This window comes from Bacteroides caecigallinarum, assembly GCF_021530995.1.
Taxonomy (GTDB): Bacteria; Bacteroidota; Bacteroidia; order Bacteroidales; family Bacteroidaceae; genus Phocaeicola; species Phocaeicola faecigallinarum.
Genome location: NZ_JADYTF010000005.1, coordinates 1 through 14,025 on the forward strand (window position 1 = coordinate 1; position 14,025 = coordinate 14,025).

A 14,025-nucleotide genomic window follows, 5' to 3' on the forward strand; every position below is an offset into this window, starting at 1 on the left:
GTCCTAACTTGGCTTTTTCATTGCTTTTTCTGTCTTTCATTTTTTCAAGCCATCTTCCTAAAACGCCTATCTGCCAATAACTTTGCTACATTTTTCTGTTTATCACTTTTTATTCGTACTTTTGTAATCGTATTATAATATAATAATGTATATGAATTACGGATTATTGGATTCTGGTAAGGACCCTATGGGAACTGCCATATACGATTACTTCACTAAAGGTCGTGCCGGAAGATTAAGAGTTTTTTCACCTCAGTTTGATGAGGACGAAATACCTGTAGAGACACTGTTTCGCGAATATGACGAGATGCCCGAACTTGAGAAAAAAGCTCTTGAGATGGCTCAAGGAAGAATTCTTGATGTAGGTGCTGGAAGTGGTTGTCATTCGCTTGTCCTTCAGGATATGGGCAAGGATGTTGAGGCTATAGATATATCTCCATTGTCTGTCAAGGTAATGGAAGAAAGCGGTCTGAAAACTCGTCTTGCAAATTTGTTCGACCCCTCATTCATTGGAGGATATGACACTATATTGATGCTTATGAATGGTTCCGGTATTATAGGCTCTGTTAAGAATATGGAGAGTTTCTTTACCCGTATGAAAGAACTGCTCAACCCTGGTGGAAGCATTCTGATGGATTCAAGTGATTTGAAATATCTGTTCGAAGATGAGGATGGCAGTATGCTGATTGATATTGCGGCAGATTATTATGGAGAGATAGAATTCAGTATGCAGTACAAACAGATAAAGGGTGAACCTTTCAAGTGGTTGTACATTGATTATGAAACATTGAATTTTTATGCATCTCAATTCGGCTTCAAGGCTGAACTTGTATATAATGGCGAGCATTATGAATATCTGGCAAAGCTTACAATGATAGTGTAATATTTCTTTTCTATACCCGTTTGGGTATAAAAAATATTATTGTAATAATAATTATACCCTAAAAGGTATAATATATCGGAAGCTTTGTTATATTTGTACCCGAAAGGGTATAAATATGGAATACACGGTAATAGCTGATTTCGTAAAGGAGATGCGTCGCCAGTTCGGATTGACACAGGTGGACCTGGCAGACAAGTCTGGTGTTGGATTACGCTTTGTCCGCGATTTGGAGCAGGGCAAGCAGACTCTGCGTATGGATAAGGTTAATCAGGTCCTTAGTCTTTTTGGTCGTCAGGTTGGACCGGTTGAATTGAATGTAAAGTCAAAGGAGGATAAGTAATGAAACGTGCAAAAGTGTTTCTGCATGACCGCTTGGCAGGCATACTGGTGGAAGACGAAAACGGATTCACCTTTACATACGACGCTGATTATCTGAAGCTGCCGGATGCTACTGCGGTCAGTCTGACACTTCCTATTGGAGAGAAACCATATCATGACATGGTATTGTTTCCTTTTTTTGACGGACTAATACCTGAGGGATGGTTGCTCGATATAGCGGAGCGTAGCTGGAAAATTAATCAGAGGGACCGTATGTCTCTACTTTTGGCTTGCTGTAAGGACTGTATTGGGGCAGTCAGTGTAATACCGGACGACGAAACTGAGGAGGATAAATTATGAGCCGATGTTTATATTGTTATAAGGAATTGGGTGAAGGAATGAAAGATTTCCATCCCGCATGTGCCAAAAAGTTTTTCGGAACGCGTACAGCTCCTGAACTGCCATACGTACGTGCCCAGTTAGGTGATTTGGCACGTCAGGTGGTGCGTAGTCAGACTACACTGACAGGTGTGCAGGCCAAACTTTCGCTTGACATTAACCGTGGGGGCCGTAACGAACCGGACCGTTTCACTATAGTTGGCCTGTGGGGACGTTTCATCCTGAAACCACAGACTCATTCATACCGTGCTTTGCCGGAACTGGAGGATGTTACCATGCACCTTGCCGAGGCCGTGAAGATAAATGTGGTTCCACATAGTCTGATACGGTTCAGTGATGGAGAACTATGTTATATAACCCGTCGTATAGACCGCCTGCCAGACGGACGTAAGGTCGCAATGGAGGATATGTGTCAGTTATCCGAACGGCTCACGGAATATAAATACAAAGGCTCATACGAGCAAATCGCCAAATTGGTAAGGCGATATTCATCCGCTCCGCAACTTGATGTGATAAATTTCTGGGAGGTAGTTGTGTTCTGTTGGATAACAGGTAATGCCGATATGCATCTTAAGAACTTTTCCCTCTATAACCAGATTGGCGGATATACGCTTACACCTGCCTACGATATGCTTTCTACGAGTCTTGTTATGCCTGAAGATACCGAAGAACTTGCTCTTACACTCAACGGGAAGAAGAGCCGTTTACGTAAGGCTGACTTTTACAAGGCAATAACAGCATCTGGAGTTGACGAGAAAGTTATCGAGAATCTTTCCCGTCGTTTCAGCCGTGCATTGCCTAAATGGTTCGAGCTGATAGACAATTCCTTTTTACCTGATGATATGAAAAAGCAGTATAAACAGCTTATCTTGCGTCGTGTGGTAATGCTGCGTTGAGAACTATAAAATGTTGAAATGTCTCAAAGCATTTATTATACCATCTTCATCTACCGATGACGTGATATAGTCTGCGGCCGCCTTTACTTTGTCCGATGCATTACCCATTGCGACGCCTATTCCGGCATGTTCAAGCATGTTAATGTCGTTCCCACCGTCGCCGAAAGCCATTGTCTCTTCAAGCTTTATTCCGTAATGTTTTATCACTTCGTCTATACCGCGGCTCTTGCTTGTTCCTCTGTTAATTATGTCGGCAAATAGCGGGTGCCATCTCATCGTTTCGCAGTGAGTAAGTATCTTTCCGAAAATCTCTTCATCAGCTTCGGTGGGGAAGTACCCCATAATCTGGAGAATATCTTTTCCTAAAGCTTCTTCTCCCGGTTTTACTGGAGGTATGGAAATCTTTATAAGTTTGGCTATGTCTTCCACTGCTTTATCCACTTTTGTGATAAACCACTGGTTGTCATGCACAAAGACGAACGGATAATCGTGTTTTTTAGTGTATTCCACAACTCTTTCTATATCTTCGGCAGGTATCAGTCCTTTGTAAATATCCTTGTGGTCGGCTGTAAAGCAGTGAGCACCGTTTAGGGTTATATATCCGTCGAATTCAAGATCCTCAAGATTGTTTATAAGCAATTTAGGGCGTCCCGTGGCGATAAATACCTTTATACCTTTTTCTCTTAACTCTTTAAGTGCCTGTTTGGTAGATTCCGGTACTCTGTGTGTGTTGAACGAAACCAATGTTCCGTCGATGTCGAAAAATATAGCTTTAATCATAAAAATACGAATGTTATAATGTCATGCAAAAGTACGAAAAATATTGTTACAGCCGTTTGATTTGTATCAATAAGTAATGTGAAATAAAATATCTACATGTTTTTGTAATAAGAAATTAGTAAAATCCTATATTTGCGTAATTAATTGAAATGAAACATGGTATTTTATGGAATGTAAATATAAAAGAATAGCGGTAAAGATTGGCAGTAACGTGCTTACGCGTAAGGATGGTACGCTCGATGTTACGCGAATGTCTGCGCTGGTTGACCAGGTGGCAGAACTTCACAGGGCAGGAGTTGAAATAGTGCTTGTATCATCGGGAGCGGTGGCTTCCGGACGCAGTGAGGTGAAACCTTTGCGCAAGCTTGACAGTGTTGACAGCCGTCAGTTGTTTTCGGCTGTAGGGCAGGCCAAGCTGATAAACAGATATTACGAACTGTTTCGTGAACATGGAATTACTGTAGGTCAAGTGCTTACAACCAAGGAAAGTTTCTCAACACGACGACATTATCTCAATCAGCGCAACTGTATGCAGGTGATGCTGGACAATGATGTTATTCCCATTGTGAATGAGAATGACACAATCTCTGTTACGGAACTTATGTTTACCGACAATGACGAACTTTCAGGGCTGATTGCGGCTATGATGGATGTTCAGGCATTGGTTATTCTGAGCAATATCGACGGTATATATAATGGTGCTCCTTCCCAACCGGGAGTGACTGTTATCAGAGAAGTGGAACAGGGCAAGGACCTGTCGGACTATATCAGTACCGAGAAATCAGGATTCGGCAGGGGGGGTATGCTGACTAAAAGCAGTATAGCCCGCAAGGTGGCAGACGAGGGGATTACAGTATTCATAGCCAATGGAAAGAAAGACAATATACTCGTTGATCTGATTTCCAATCCTGAAGAAACCGTATGCACGAAGTTTGTTCCTTCGGAGAACGGTGTGTCAAGTATCAAGAAATGGATAGCCCACAGCGATGGATTCTCAAAAGGTAAGATTATAGTCAATAATAAGGCTGCTGATAAGTTGCGTGGTGACAAGGCGGTAAGCCTTCTTCCTGTAGGAGTGACAGATATAGTTGGCGATTTTGAAAAGGATGATATTGTAACTATCGTAAATCCTGATGACGAGAAGATAGGTGTTGGCCGTGTAAGTATGTCATCGGCAGACGCAAAAGCCGTTATGGGTATTCATGGTAAACCTTATCTCGTACATTATGACTATTTATATTTAGAATAACTTTCATAATGACATACTTTTTATTATTTTTGTGGAAAATAACTTAAAGACTATGGATGAACAGATAAAACAAATAGCAATGCGCTTACATGGATTGCGTGATGCTCTTGACCTGACAGTGGAGCAGGTAGCGGAAAAGATTGGAGTAACTCCTGAACAGTATGCCGCTATGGAAAGTGGCGATACAGACCTTTCGGTAAGTACACTTCAGAAGATTTCAACAGAGTTCGGCGTATCTCTTGATGAACTTATGTTCGGCGAAGAACCTCACATGCGCTCATATTTCCTTACACGCCGTGGAACAGGTATTTCAGTGGAAAGAACAAAGGCTTACAAGTATGAGTCATTGGCCTCGGGTTTCAAGAACAGAATTGCCGATCCGTTTATCGTAACGGTAGAGCCTAAACCTGAAACAACACCTATATATTATAACACCCATTCAGGACAGGAATTCAATATGGTGATTGAAGGTCGTCTGTTGTTGAATATTAATGGTAAGGAGCTTATCCTTAACCCTGGCGACAGCCTGTATTTCGACTCCTCTCTTCCTCACGGAATGAAGGCGCTCGACGGAAACAATGTTAGATTCTTAGCTATAGTAATGCAATAATCAGATACAACAATATGTTAGAGAGATTTGTAAAACAGACACAATTTACCTCACAGGAGGATTTTATAAAGAATTTCAGGATAGAAGTTCCTGAAAACTTCAACTTCGGCTACGATGTGGTTGACGCCTGGGCTACCGAAGAACCGGACAGAGAAGCAATCTTATGGACAAACGATAAAGGCGAGTGCATTCATTTTTCGTATGCCGACCTCAAGAAATATACAGACCAGACAGCATCTTACTTTCAGAGCCTCGGTATCGGTCATGGCGACAAGGTTATGCTTATCCTGAAACGCCGTTATGAGTTCTGGTATTCCATTATCGCTCTTCACAAACTTGGTGCTGTTGTAATTCCTGCAACACATCTTCTTACAAAGAAAGATATTGTTTACCGCTGTAATGCCGCATCTATCAAGATGATTGTCGTGGCTGGCGAAGAAGTGATAACAAAACACGTGATAGACGCCATGCCTGATTCACCGACGGTAGAGAAACTCGTAAGCATAGGTCCTGACATGCCGGAAGGATTCCTAGATTTCCATAAGGGAATAGATAGTGCTGTTCCTTTTGTACGTCCTGAACATCCGAACACAAACGACGATATATCATTGATGTATTTCACATCCGGTACTACCGGCGAACCGAAGATGGTGGCACACGACTTCACTTATCCGTTGGGACACATCGTGACAGGAAGTTTCTGGCATAATCTTCATAAGGACAGTCTCCATCTCACTATTGCCGACACAGGATGGGGCAAGGCTGTTTGGGGAAAACTGTACGGACAGATGATAGCCGGTGCAACAGTCTTCGTATACGACCATGAGAAGTTTACTCCTGCTGATATCCTTCAGAAGATACACGACTATCATATCACATCACTTTGTGCGCCTCCTACAATATACCGTTTCCTCATCCGTGAAGACCTGTCCAAGTACGATTTTTCATCATTGGAATACTGTACTACAGCCGGTGAGGCTTTGAACTACTCTGTATATGAAACATTCCTCAAGATAACAGGAATACGTCTGATGGAAGGTTTCGGACAGACAGAAACAACACTTACACTTGCTACATTCCCATGGATGGAACCAAAACCGGGAAGTATGGGTGTGCCTAATCCTCAGTATGAGATAGACCTTATCAAGCCTGACGGACGCAGTGCCGAAGATGGCGAGCAGGGACAGATTGTGGTACGTACAAACCATGGCAAGCCACTGGGATTGTTCAAGGAATATTATCGTGCTCCTGAACTTACACACGAGGCTTGGCACGACGGTGTTTATTACACTGGCGACGTGGCATGGCGTGATGAAGACGGATATTACTGGTTTGTTGGCCGTGCGGACGATGTAATCAAGAGTTCCGGCTACCGTATAGGCCCGTTCGAAGTGGAAAGTGCGTTGATGACACACCCTGCCGTAGTTGAATGTGCCATAACAGGTGTACCTGACGAAATCCGCGGACAGGTGGTCAAGGCTACAATTATCCTTGCCAAGGATTATAAGGATAAGGCGGGTGATGCGTTGATTAAGGAGCTTCAGGACCACGTGAAGCGTGTTACTGCTCCATACAAATATCCGCGTGTTATAGAGTTTGTGGATGAACTTCCAAAGACTATCAGCGGCAAGATACGTCGTGTGGAAATCCGTCAGAAAGATAATCAGTAATAGATATGAAATCATTATGATAACAGAACAGCCGGTTCGGAGAGATCCTGACCGGCTGTTATTGTAATAATCATTTTTTAATTTGTGATAAAGGAATAGTGACAATCCGGCTGCTTCTGATGCCAGTCAAAAAGGTCTTGAAAAAACACGGCCGTGTTTGATTTCAAACGCCGCCGTATTTAAGATTAAACACGGCCATGTTTTTTTAAAATGTATCAGCACCTTCTCGTAAGGTGAAAAATAAACTATTGATAATAGCTGGTTTGTTTCATAAATACAACGATAAGTCAATTATAATAGCTACATTTGTATCATGCAGACAGCCGGAGATTTTCCCTGCTTGCAGAAAGCCGGTAAACGAATGTAATTCCTTAAAATATATAACAGTCATGATAGAAAACGAACGAGACTGCCGCCATGAACATGTCATCAACATAGCCAGACAAATGATGACTGCGGCACGTACCGCCCCTAAGGGAAAAGGAGTAGATGTCATAGAAGTAGCGCTGGTAACAGGCGAAGAGTTACAACAACTTTCAGAAACAATGCTGCAATTAGCCGAAGAAACCGGTATGAAGTTTTTCATACGGGATGCAAACAACATTCTACAGGCTGAAAGTGTGGTCATTATCGGAACTCACGAACATGCACAAGGGCTGAACTGCGGTCACTGCGGGTTCTCTACCTGCGATTCCAGAACTGAAGGAGTACCTTGTGCCATCAATTCAGTAGATGTAGGAATAGCCATCGGCTCAGCTTGTGCTACGGCGGCAGATATGCGTGTAGATACTCGCGTAATGTTTTCTGCCGGACTGGCTGCCCAGCGCCTGAATTACCTGGAAGGATGTAAAAGCGTATATGCCATACCCGTAAGTGCTTCTTCTAAGAATCCTTTCTTCGACCGCAAGTCGCCTGTACAGACAATAAAATAACAGTATAAAAACATGTACATCCAATCAGGATATACTGTTTATGGTGTACCAAGAAAGAACTAAAACTAAAACAGCCGGTTATGGAAAATTCCGGACCGGCTGTTTTTGATTATGTAAAAGAATGATAGTCTATTTGTAGGCTTCGCGTACGGATAGAAAGAAATATATTCCTGCCGCAATCATAGCCAGGCCAAGTATTGCATAGAATATTCTGGATTTGTTTCTCCCGAGGGTTCTCACTATGAATTGGGAATTCTGTGCAGTGAAGAACCATTCCCAGTTAAAGACTGATGCCATGAGAGACAAAATCCCTACCAGTACAAAAACCGATTGTATTATGTAGTGTGCAATCATCGTTATTCAGCTTCAAAACGTACGGTACGTGTTCCGTCCTCTGTCTCTTCTATATATACGTTTACGGTGTTACCCGGAAGCACGTCCTCTATCAGTTCAGGCCATTCTATGAAGCAGAGTGCGCCACTATAGAAATAATCCTCATATCCCATGTCGTAAACTTCTTCAAGTTTCTTTATTCTGTAGAAGTCGAAGTGATAAATCAGTTCGCCTGCAGTTTCAGAACGGTATTCGTTTACGATAGCAAAAGTAGGTGAGTTTATAACATCTGTCACTCCAAGTTCTTCACACACAGCCTTGATGAATGTAGTCTTACCAGCACCCATCTTGCCGTAGAAAGCAAAGACTGTATTGTCTCCCATTTCAGCGATGAATTGTTTCGCTGCTTCATGGATCTGTTCCAGTGAATTAATCTTTATTTCCATATTATATTAGTTTATTGAATTCTTTAATACTTATTCCATAACTCCATTAACTTCTTAACTCCATTAACTTCTTAACTCCATTAACTTCTCCTTCTAATCATCTTCGCCACCGCATAAATCACTATAGAAGTAAATATGATTGATGCTCCTGAAGGAACCTGAAGCTGATATGACAGTATCAGTCCGCCTAAACAGCTAATGTAGCCGATTATTATCGACAGCCATATTATTTTCTTGAAGTTATATGTGAAAAGGTTTGCCGTCATCTGTGGCAGTGTAAGCAATGAGATGACAAGAACTATACCTATCATTCTCAGGCAGGCCACTATGGTCAGTGCTATGAACATCATCAGCGTGTATTCGAACAGTGTCACCGGCAGACGTTGCGAGCGTGCAAATTCCCTGTCGAATGCTATTGATACTATAGGTTTCAGGAATATGGCAAAGAATACAGCCAGTGCGAGACTTATTATGCCAAGCAGTATTATATCGCCGGTGGTAATGGTCAGGATATTTCCGAACAGGAATGAAGAAAGTTCAGGCGTAAATCCCGGAGCGAGAAAACTGAAGATAATTCCCACCGCCATGCCGAATGTCCAGAATACGGCAATGGCGGAGTCTTCCCGCATGTCGCTTCTCTTGCTTAGCCATTCCACTCCGAATGCCGACAACACAGAGAATATGGCAGCTGTAAGCAGCGGCGAAATACCTGTATATAGCCCTATTCCTATTCCTCCGAATGAAGCATGGGTTATACCTCCGCTGATGAAAACTAAGCGTCTTGTCACGATGTATGTGCCTATTATTCCACAGGCAATACTTGCAAAAAGGCTTCCCAGCAGTGCATTCTGGAAAAATGTATATTGGAACAGTTCTATGAAATCGGTCATTTTGAGTTTTTAAGTTTTTAAGTTCTTGAGTTTTTGGGCTTATTAGATTGCATAAACAAACTAATAAACTGACAAACTAACAATCAATGTATTCTTCTTTCTCCCACAATCAGGAACAGCTCGTCCTTTAGCTCGTTTGGCAGTTCAATGCCTCGCAGTTGCAGGCTTCGGCACCATCCTGCCACCTCCACTTCCTGGGTTGAGTAAAGTATGTCTCTGAATTCTTCTATCTCTTCCTCGGTGTAGCTGTCCGAAGTGCGTCCTTTGAAACGGTCCAGCTCCTCGTCGTCGTAGTATTCTATTTTCTTGCTCACGGCAGCCAGAAGACTGTCTTTCTCGCATGTCTCATGCTGACCGCAGCATTCGCTGTCCACTTCAACCACTTGCGGCTCTTCGGTTATTTCTCCTTTTTCAATTTTCTTCTGGATGTTGCGGTTATAGAAGTATCCGGCTATAAGTCCGAACAGTGCAACACCGATGAGTGCTAAAACGAGTATCCACATGTCTTTATTCCTCCATTATGTTGAAACCTGCCTTGGTCAAATCTTTCCAGTATCCGGGATAAGATTTTGATACCACCTGCGGATTGTTTATTTTGATGTTCTTCAGCTTCAGTGCAGCTGGGGCGAATGCCATTGCCATTCTGTGGTCTTCGTATGTGTCTATGGCTTGGTTTATGTCAGCTTCGCATCTTTCTCCATCCCATGACAGTACCGAACCGTCGCTTTCAGATATTACGTATCCCAGTTTCTTCATCTCGTTTATAAGTGCAGCCATTCGGTCTGTCTCTTTTATCTTGAGACTTTGCAGACCACTGAAGCGGAACGGTATTCCCATCATGCAACAGGTCACTACAAATGTCTGCGCCAAGTCCGGCTGGTTTACGAAATCGTATTCCATTCTGTCGGTAACCTTTCCGCTTTTGGTCAGAACTACATTCTTGTCTCCATATTCGGTTGTCACACCCAATTGCTCAAACAGTTCTGCCACTTTGGAGTCTCCCTGGAAACTCTTTTCGAAAAGTCCCGGAAGTTCCACGCGGGCGTTGTCCGACAGGGCTGTCATCTCATACCAGTAAGAAGCAGCGCTCCAGTCACTTTCCACATAGTATGGGGTAGGCTTGTAAGAGTCGTTGCTGATGCATATAGTGTGTTCGTCTGCCCATACGGCATCAGCTCCGAACTCTTTCATTATCTGGATTGTAAGATTGATATATGGCTTTGAAACGATGTTGCCGGTCAGGTTGAGAGTAAGTCCGTTTTTAAGAGTAGGACCTATCATCATAAGAGCGGATATGTACTGCGAACTGATGTCTCCCGGCAGTGAGATAGAATTCCCATTAAGTTCTTTTCCTCTGATTTTCAGTGGAGGGAAACCCTCTTTTTCGGTATATTTAATGTCTGCTCCCAAGCTTCGTAAGGCATCCACCAGAATTTTTATAGGGCGTTGTCTCATCCTTTCAGTTCCCGTAATGATATGTTCGCCTTCCGTAACCGAAAGATATGCGGTTAGAAATCTCATGGCTGTACCTGCCGCCATGATGTCTATAGTGTCGGTCATTTCACTAAGTGCGCGCACCATCACGAAAGTGTCGTCACATTCGGACAAGTTCTCTATTTTCCCGTCATGTTTTGACAGTGCTTTTATAATAAGGGCCCTGTTGCATATACTCTTTGACGACGGTAAAAGTATGTTTGTATTTATATTTTCAGGTGCTGAAACTTTTATTCTACCCATATTGCAATCTTTCAGTGTTCGTTTAGATTGCAAAGATAATGTATTTATTTGTTTTTTTGATGGAAAGCAGTTTCATATAATATTTTTATCTTTGTAACAGGATGGAAAATATAAAGTCACTTGACCCACTATTATAAAAATCACCTGACCCACCTTTATAACCGAAACTGACCCACTTAGATTATAATAAAAATTGACCCTATAGAATTACCACATTTCAGTCTTGTTTTTGTACTTTAAAAAGCATTTTAACCCGGTATTATTAACCGAATAAAAATTTTAAAGAATGAAAATAAGAATCAAGCACATACTGCGGTGCTACCAGTCAGGAATGAGTATCCGTAGTATCAGTTCTTCTCTTCTGATTTCACGTAATACAGTAAAACGGTATATCCGAATATACGAGGATATGGGTATAGAGCTGGAACGCCTGTTGAAAATGGACGAGCATCATCTGCATGAACTTTTCGGTACGGAGACTGACAACGAATCAACAGGATCTGCAGAGTATAAGTATCTTCAAGAACATATACCTGAGTACATTAAACGACTTAAATCCCGTGGAACAACAAGAAGGTCCTTGTATGAGGAGTATCTGAGAAACCGTCCCCAAGGTTACAGTTATTGTTCATTCTGCCTGTATCTCAGACGTGAAAGGGAGGTAAAAATACCGGTTGGACGCATAGATCATATAGCTGGTGATCAGATGTATGTGGATTTTGCCGGTGACAAACTTTATATTTCAGACAGGAATACGGGTGATAAGGTTCCCGTAGAAGTCTTTGCAGCGATACTTCCATGCAGTCAGATTACTTATTACGAGGCTGTACCATCGCAAAAGAAAGAATATCTTATCCAGGCATGTGAAAATGCTTTCCATTATTTTGGAGGTGTACCCAATGCCATAGTTCCCGACAACCTCAAATCTGCCGTAACAAAGCCCGGTGGAATAGAGCCTGTAATAAATGATGACTTTGCAGCATTTGCAGACCATTACGGCTGTGTTGTCTTTCCGGCAAGAGTGCGCAAACCCAAAGACAAGGCTTTGGTTGAAAATGCTGTAAGACTGCTTTACAGGGAGGTCTATTCAAAGATGACAGGATTGAAATTCAATGATATTGAAGCCTTGAACATAGAAATAATGAAACATACTGACGCATTGAACAGCCGAAAGATGTACAACCGCAGCTACAGCCGTAGGGAGCGTTTCCTCGAGGTCGAGAAAGACAGGCTACATATATTGCCGGCAACAAGATTTATATCAAAAAACCGGAAAACGGCAACTGTCATGAAAAACAGTTATGTATCGCTTAACAATCACTATTACAGTGTTCCTAAAGAGTATATAGGCGATGCTGTAGAATTACTGTATGATGGGGACACAGTGGAGATATATTATAAATTCAGACACATAACGACACATCGCAGGGATGATACACCTTTCACTTATTCAGAAAAACCTTCCCATAAACTTCCCGGAGTACTACATGAATACAGAATCAGAATGGATGATATATACCGCAAGGCACGTGAAATAGACACGGTAGTGGAAGAGTATATAAAGTTGGTGGCTGTTGCCAAAAAATATCCTGTTCAGGCTATACGTTCAGCTGATGGTATATTATGTCTTGTGGAACGTTTCGGACACGACAGAGTGGTTCTTGCATGCCAGATAGCAATGGAATCCTGCATGTTCGGGTTCAACGAACTTGAAAGCCTTCTGGTAAACAGGGAAGATGAAAAGTATCATATACAAATGGAAGGGCTTGCTCCTGAACTTACCCCTAAACACAGAAATCTCAGAGGTAAGGATTATTTTAACTCTAAAAACATAGATAAAAATGACAAGTAATAATAAAACAAACAGAACTGTCGGAAAAAATATGGACAGAATAATGGAGTTACTCTCCAAATTACGTTTTTACGGTATGCTTGAAACATACAGAAATGACTGCAGGACAACATCCTCTGATGGTATGACAAACGATGAGTTCCTGAAATGGCTTCTTGAAAGCGAGTATGATTACAGACGCAATGTAAGCATTGAACGACTGATAAGATCTGCAAACTTCAGATATAAGGCATATATGGAAAAAATAGACTATACAATAAAACGGAACCTTGACCGGAACCAGCTCGAGAGACTTGCTTCTCTTGATTTTATAAGAGACGGACAGAATATTTTTATCACAGGAAGCTCCGGAACAGGTAAAAGCTATATAGCTTCAGCAATAGGATATGAAGCATGCAAAAATGGAGTCAGAACTTTATACTCCAATGCGTCAAAGCTTATGGGACAGCTTAAAATGGCCAAAAACAAGGGAACTATAGAATCTGAGATGAAAAAAATTGAAAAGTGTTCACTGCTTATTCTTGACGATCTGTTTCTTATAGGACTGGATGCCAGAGAAAGGTCAATACTTATGGAAATAATAGAAGACAGACACGGACTAAAATCAATCATAATAACGTCACAACTTCCAGTCGAAAGCTGGTATGATGCAATTGGAGATCCTACGGTAGCTGATGCAATCCTGGACAGAATCGTACATACTGCACACAAAATTGAGCTAACGGGTGATTCTGTAAGAAAGATTAATGCTAAAAAGAAGTAGTATCTGCTATAAAAAATTATAATTGAAACTGACCCGGGTTAAAATGCATTTTTCTCTACTTAATTCTAATATTTTTTTGATGGGTCAATTAAAAGTATAATAGTGGATCAAGTGACTTTATATTTTCCAATAGACAACGAAAATACCTTTTAGTAGTCTCCATCACCATCTGTCATGCCTGATGCCATTGATTCCGGGTTGTAATATTTCACTTTCTTATCTAGTTCATTTAATATGCTGCGCGAGAGCATACTATGTTTTAGCATG

16 protein-coding genes are annotated in these 14,025 nt (G+C 41.7%); 10 read left to right on the plus strand and 6 right to left on the minus strand.

Translation table 11 applies throughout. The features are described 5' to 3' along the window. Nucleotides 1-151: 151 nt before the first annotated feature. From I6E24_RS01455 to I6E24_RS01470, 4 genes are all read left to right on the plus strand, one after another. The gene (locus I6E24_RS01455) at nucleotides 152-883 is read left to right on the plus strand and encodes a class I SAM-dependent methyltransferase (RefSeq protein ID WP_204507788.1); all 732 of its coding nucleotides are present in this window, start codon (nucleotides 152-154) and stop codon (nucleotides 881-883) included. Between the two features lie 115 nt (nucleotides 884-998). Beyond that, nucleotides 999-1,223 carry a helix-turn-helix transcriptional regulator gene (locus I6E24_RS01460; RefSeq protein WP_204401814.1) on the plus strand — a complete coding sequence of 75 codons (225 nt, stop codon included), beginning with the start codon at nucleotides 999-1,001 and terminating at the stop codon, nucleotides 1,221-1,223. Beyond that, nucleotides 1,223-1,561 (plus strand): HipA N-terminal domain-containing protein, encoded by a 339-nt coding sequence (locus I6E24_RS01465; RefSeq protein WP_235325684.1) that lies wholly within the window; start codon nucleotides 1,223-1,225, stop codon nucleotides 1,559-1,561. The genes I6E24_RS01460 and I6E24_RS01465 overlap by 1 nt, the downstream gene beginning before the upstream one ends. Beyond that, complete coding sequence (locus I6E24_RS01470) at nucleotides 1,558-2,496, plus strand: HipA domain-containing protein (protein WP_204401818.1); 939 nt, start codon at nucleotides 1,558-1,560, stop codon at nucleotides 2,494-2,496. The genes I6E24_RS01465 and I6E24_RS01470 overlap by 4 nt, the downstream gene beginning before the upstream one ends. A gap of 3 nt (nucleotides 2,497-2,499) precedes the next feature. Here I6E24_RS01470 and I6E24_RS01475 read toward each other — a convergent pair whose 3' ends face one another. Further along, nucleotides 2,500-3,276: a Cof-type HAD-IIB family hydrolase gene (locus I6E24_RS01475; protein WP_235325686.1), complete on the minus strand. Its 777-nt coding sequence runs from the start codon at nucleotides 3,274-3,276 to the stop codon at nucleotides 2,500-2,502. A gap of 166 nt (nucleotides 3,277-3,442) precedes the next feature. Here I6E24_RS01475 and proB point away from each other — a divergent pair, with 166 nt between their 5' ends. From proB to I6E24_RS01495, 4 genes are all read left to right on the plus strand, one after another. Then, entirely contained in the window at nucleotides 3,443-4,525 is a 1,083-nt protein-coding gene (proB, locus tag I6E24_RS01480; RefSeq protein WP_235325688.1) for a glutamate 5-kinase, read from the plus strand. A 52-nt stretch (nucleotides 4,526-4,577) separates the two neighbouring features. Next, complete coding sequence (locus I6E24_RS01485) at nucleotides 4,578-5,135, plus strand: helix-turn-helix domain-containing protein (protein WP_235325690.1); 558 nt, start codon at nucleotides 4,578-4,580, stop codon at nucleotides 5,133-5,135. A gap of 14 nt (nucleotides 5,136-5,149) precedes the next feature. Then, on the plus strand, nucleotides 5,150-6,805 hold the full coding sequence (locus I6E24_RS01490) for an AMP-binding protein (protein WP_235325692.1): 1,656 nt from the start codon (nucleotides 5,150-5,152) through the stop codon (nucleotides 6,803-6,805). A 389-nt stretch (nucleotides 6,806-7,194) separates the two neighbouring features. Next, a complete protein-coding gene (locus I6E24_RS01495) occupies nucleotides 7,195-7,737 on the plus strand; it encodes a ferredoxin domain-containing protein (protein ID WP_235325694.1) in 543 nt (180 codons plus the stop codon). Nucleotides 7,738-7,866: 129 nt separating this feature from the next. Here I6E24_RS01495 and I6E24_RS01500 read toward each other — a convergent pair whose 3' ends face one another. From I6E24_RS01500 to I6E24_RS01520, 5 genes are all read right to left on the minus strand, one after another. Then, on the minus strand, nucleotides 7,867-8,091 hold the full coding sequence (locus I6E24_RS01500) for an immunity 17 family protein (protein WP_154044916.1): 225 nt from the start codon (nucleotides 8,089-8,091) through the stop codon (nucleotides 7,867-7,869). 2 nt (nucleotides 8,092-8,093) lie between these two features. Beyond that, nucleotides 8,094-8,516 carry a tRNA (adenosine(37)-N6)-threonylcarbamoyltransferase complex ATPase subunit type 1 TsaE gene (tsaE, locus tag I6E24_RS01505; protein ID WP_235325696.1) on the minus strand — a complete coding sequence of 141 codons (423 nt, stop codon included), beginning with the start codon at nucleotides 8,514-8,516 and terminating at the stop codon, nucleotides 8,094-8,096. 80 nt (nucleotides 8,517-8,596) lie between these two features. Next, entirely contained in the window at nucleotides 8,597-9,406 is an 810-nt protein-coding gene (locus tag I6E24_RS01510) for a metal ABC transporter permease (protein ID WP_204507797.1), read from the minus strand. An 83-nt stretch (nucleotides 9,407-9,489) separates the two neighbouring features. Further along, nucleotides 9,490-9,909: a phospholipase gene (locus tag I6E24_RS01515; RefSeq protein ID WP_204401859.1), complete on the minus strand. Its 420-nt coding sequence runs from the start codon at nucleotides 9,907-9,909 to the stop codon at nucleotides 9,490-9,492. 4 nt (nucleotides 9,910-9,913) lie between these two features. Beyond that, nucleotides 9,914-11,143: a 3-phosphoshikimate 1-carboxyvinyltransferase gene (locus tag I6E24_RS01520; RefSeq protein WP_235325698.1), complete on the minus strand. Its 1,230-nt coding sequence runs from the start codon at nucleotides 11,141-11,143 to the stop codon at nucleotides 9,914-9,916. Nucleotides 11,144-11,429: 286 nt separating this feature from the next. On the opposite strand from I6E24_RS01520, the gene istA reads away from it, so the two are divergent. Together istA and istB are read left to right on the plus strand one after the other, a co-directional pair. Next, on the plus strand, nucleotides 11,430-12,995 hold the full coding sequence (gene istA, locus I6E24_RS01525) for an IS21 family transposase (protein WP_204507799.1): 1,566 nt from the start codon (nucleotides 11,430-11,432) through the stop codon (nucleotides 12,993-12,995). Next, complete coding sequence (gene istB / locus I6E24_RS01530; RefSeq protein ID WP_204448074.1) at nucleotides 12,985-13,758, plus strand: IS21-like element helper ATPase IstB; 774 nt, start codon at nucleotides 12,985-12,987, stop codon at nucleotides 13,756-13,758. Before istA ends, istB begins: the two co-directional genes overlap by 11 nt. The last annotated feature ends 267 nt before the right edge of the window (nucleotides 13,759-14,025 follow it).

Bases quoted from the DNA above. Each gene is read 5' to 3' on its own strand.
- I6E24_RS01455 (WP_204507788.1), top strand. From the start codon at position 152: ATGAATTACGGATTATTGGATTCTGGTAAGGACCCTATGGGAACTGCC.
- I6E24_RS01460 (WP_204401814.1), top strand. From the start codon at position 999: ATGGAATACACGGTAATAGCTGATTTCGTAAAGGAGATGCGTCGCCAG.
- I6E24_RS01465 (WP_235325684.1), top strand. From the start codon at position 1,223: ATGAAACGTGCAAAAGTGTTTCTGCATGACCGCTTGGCAGGCATACTG.
- I6E24_RS01470 (WP_204401818.1), top strand. From the start codon at position 1,558: ATGAGCCGATGTTTATATTGTTATAAGGAATTGGGTGAAGGAATGAAA.
- I6E24_RS01475 (WP_235325686.1), bottom strand. From the start codon at position 3,276: ATGATTAAAGCTATATTTTTCGACATCGACGGAACATTGGTTTCGTTC.
- proB (WP_235325688.1), top strand. From the start codon at position 3,443: ATGGAATGTAAATATAAAAGAATAGCGGTAAAGATTGGCAGTAACGTG.
- I6E24_RS01485 (WP_235325690.1), top strand. From the start codon at position 4,578: ATGGATGAACAGATAAAACAAATAGCAATGCGCTTACATGGATTGCGT.
- I6E24_RS01490 (WP_235325692.1), top strand. From the start codon at position 5,150: ATGTTAGAGAGATTTGTAAAACAGACACAATTTACCTCACAGGAGGAT.
- I6E24_RS01495 (WP_235325694.1), top strand. From the start codon at position 7,195: ATGATAGAAAACGAACGAGACTGCCGCCATGAACATGTCATCAACATA.
- I6E24_RS01500 (WP_154044916.1), bottom strand. From the start codon at position 8,091: ATGATTGCACACTACATAATACAATCGGTTTTTGTACTGGTAGGGATT.
- tsaE (WP_235325696.1), bottom strand. From the start codon at position 8,516: ATGGAAATAAAGATTAATTCACTGGAACAGATCCATGAAGCAGCGAAA.
- I6E24_RS01510 (WP_204507797.1), bottom strand. From the start codon at position 9,406: ATGACCGATTTCATAGAACTGTTCCAATATACATTTTTCCAGAATGCA.
- I6E24_RS01515 (WP_204401859.1), bottom strand. From the start codon at position 9,909: ATGTGGATACTCGTTTTAGCACTCATCGGTGTTGCACTGTTCGGACTT.
- I6E24_RS01520 (WP_235325698.1), bottom strand. From the start codon at position 11,143: ATGGGTAGAATAAAAGTTTCAGCACCTGAAAATATAAATACAAACATA.
- istA (WP_204507799.1), top strand. From the start codon at position 11,430: ATGAAAATAAGAATCAAGCACATACTGCGGTGCTACCAGTCAGGAATG.
- istB (WP_204448074.1), top strand. From the start codon at position 12,985: ATGACAAGTAATAATAAAACAAACAGAACTGTCGGAAAAAATATGGAC.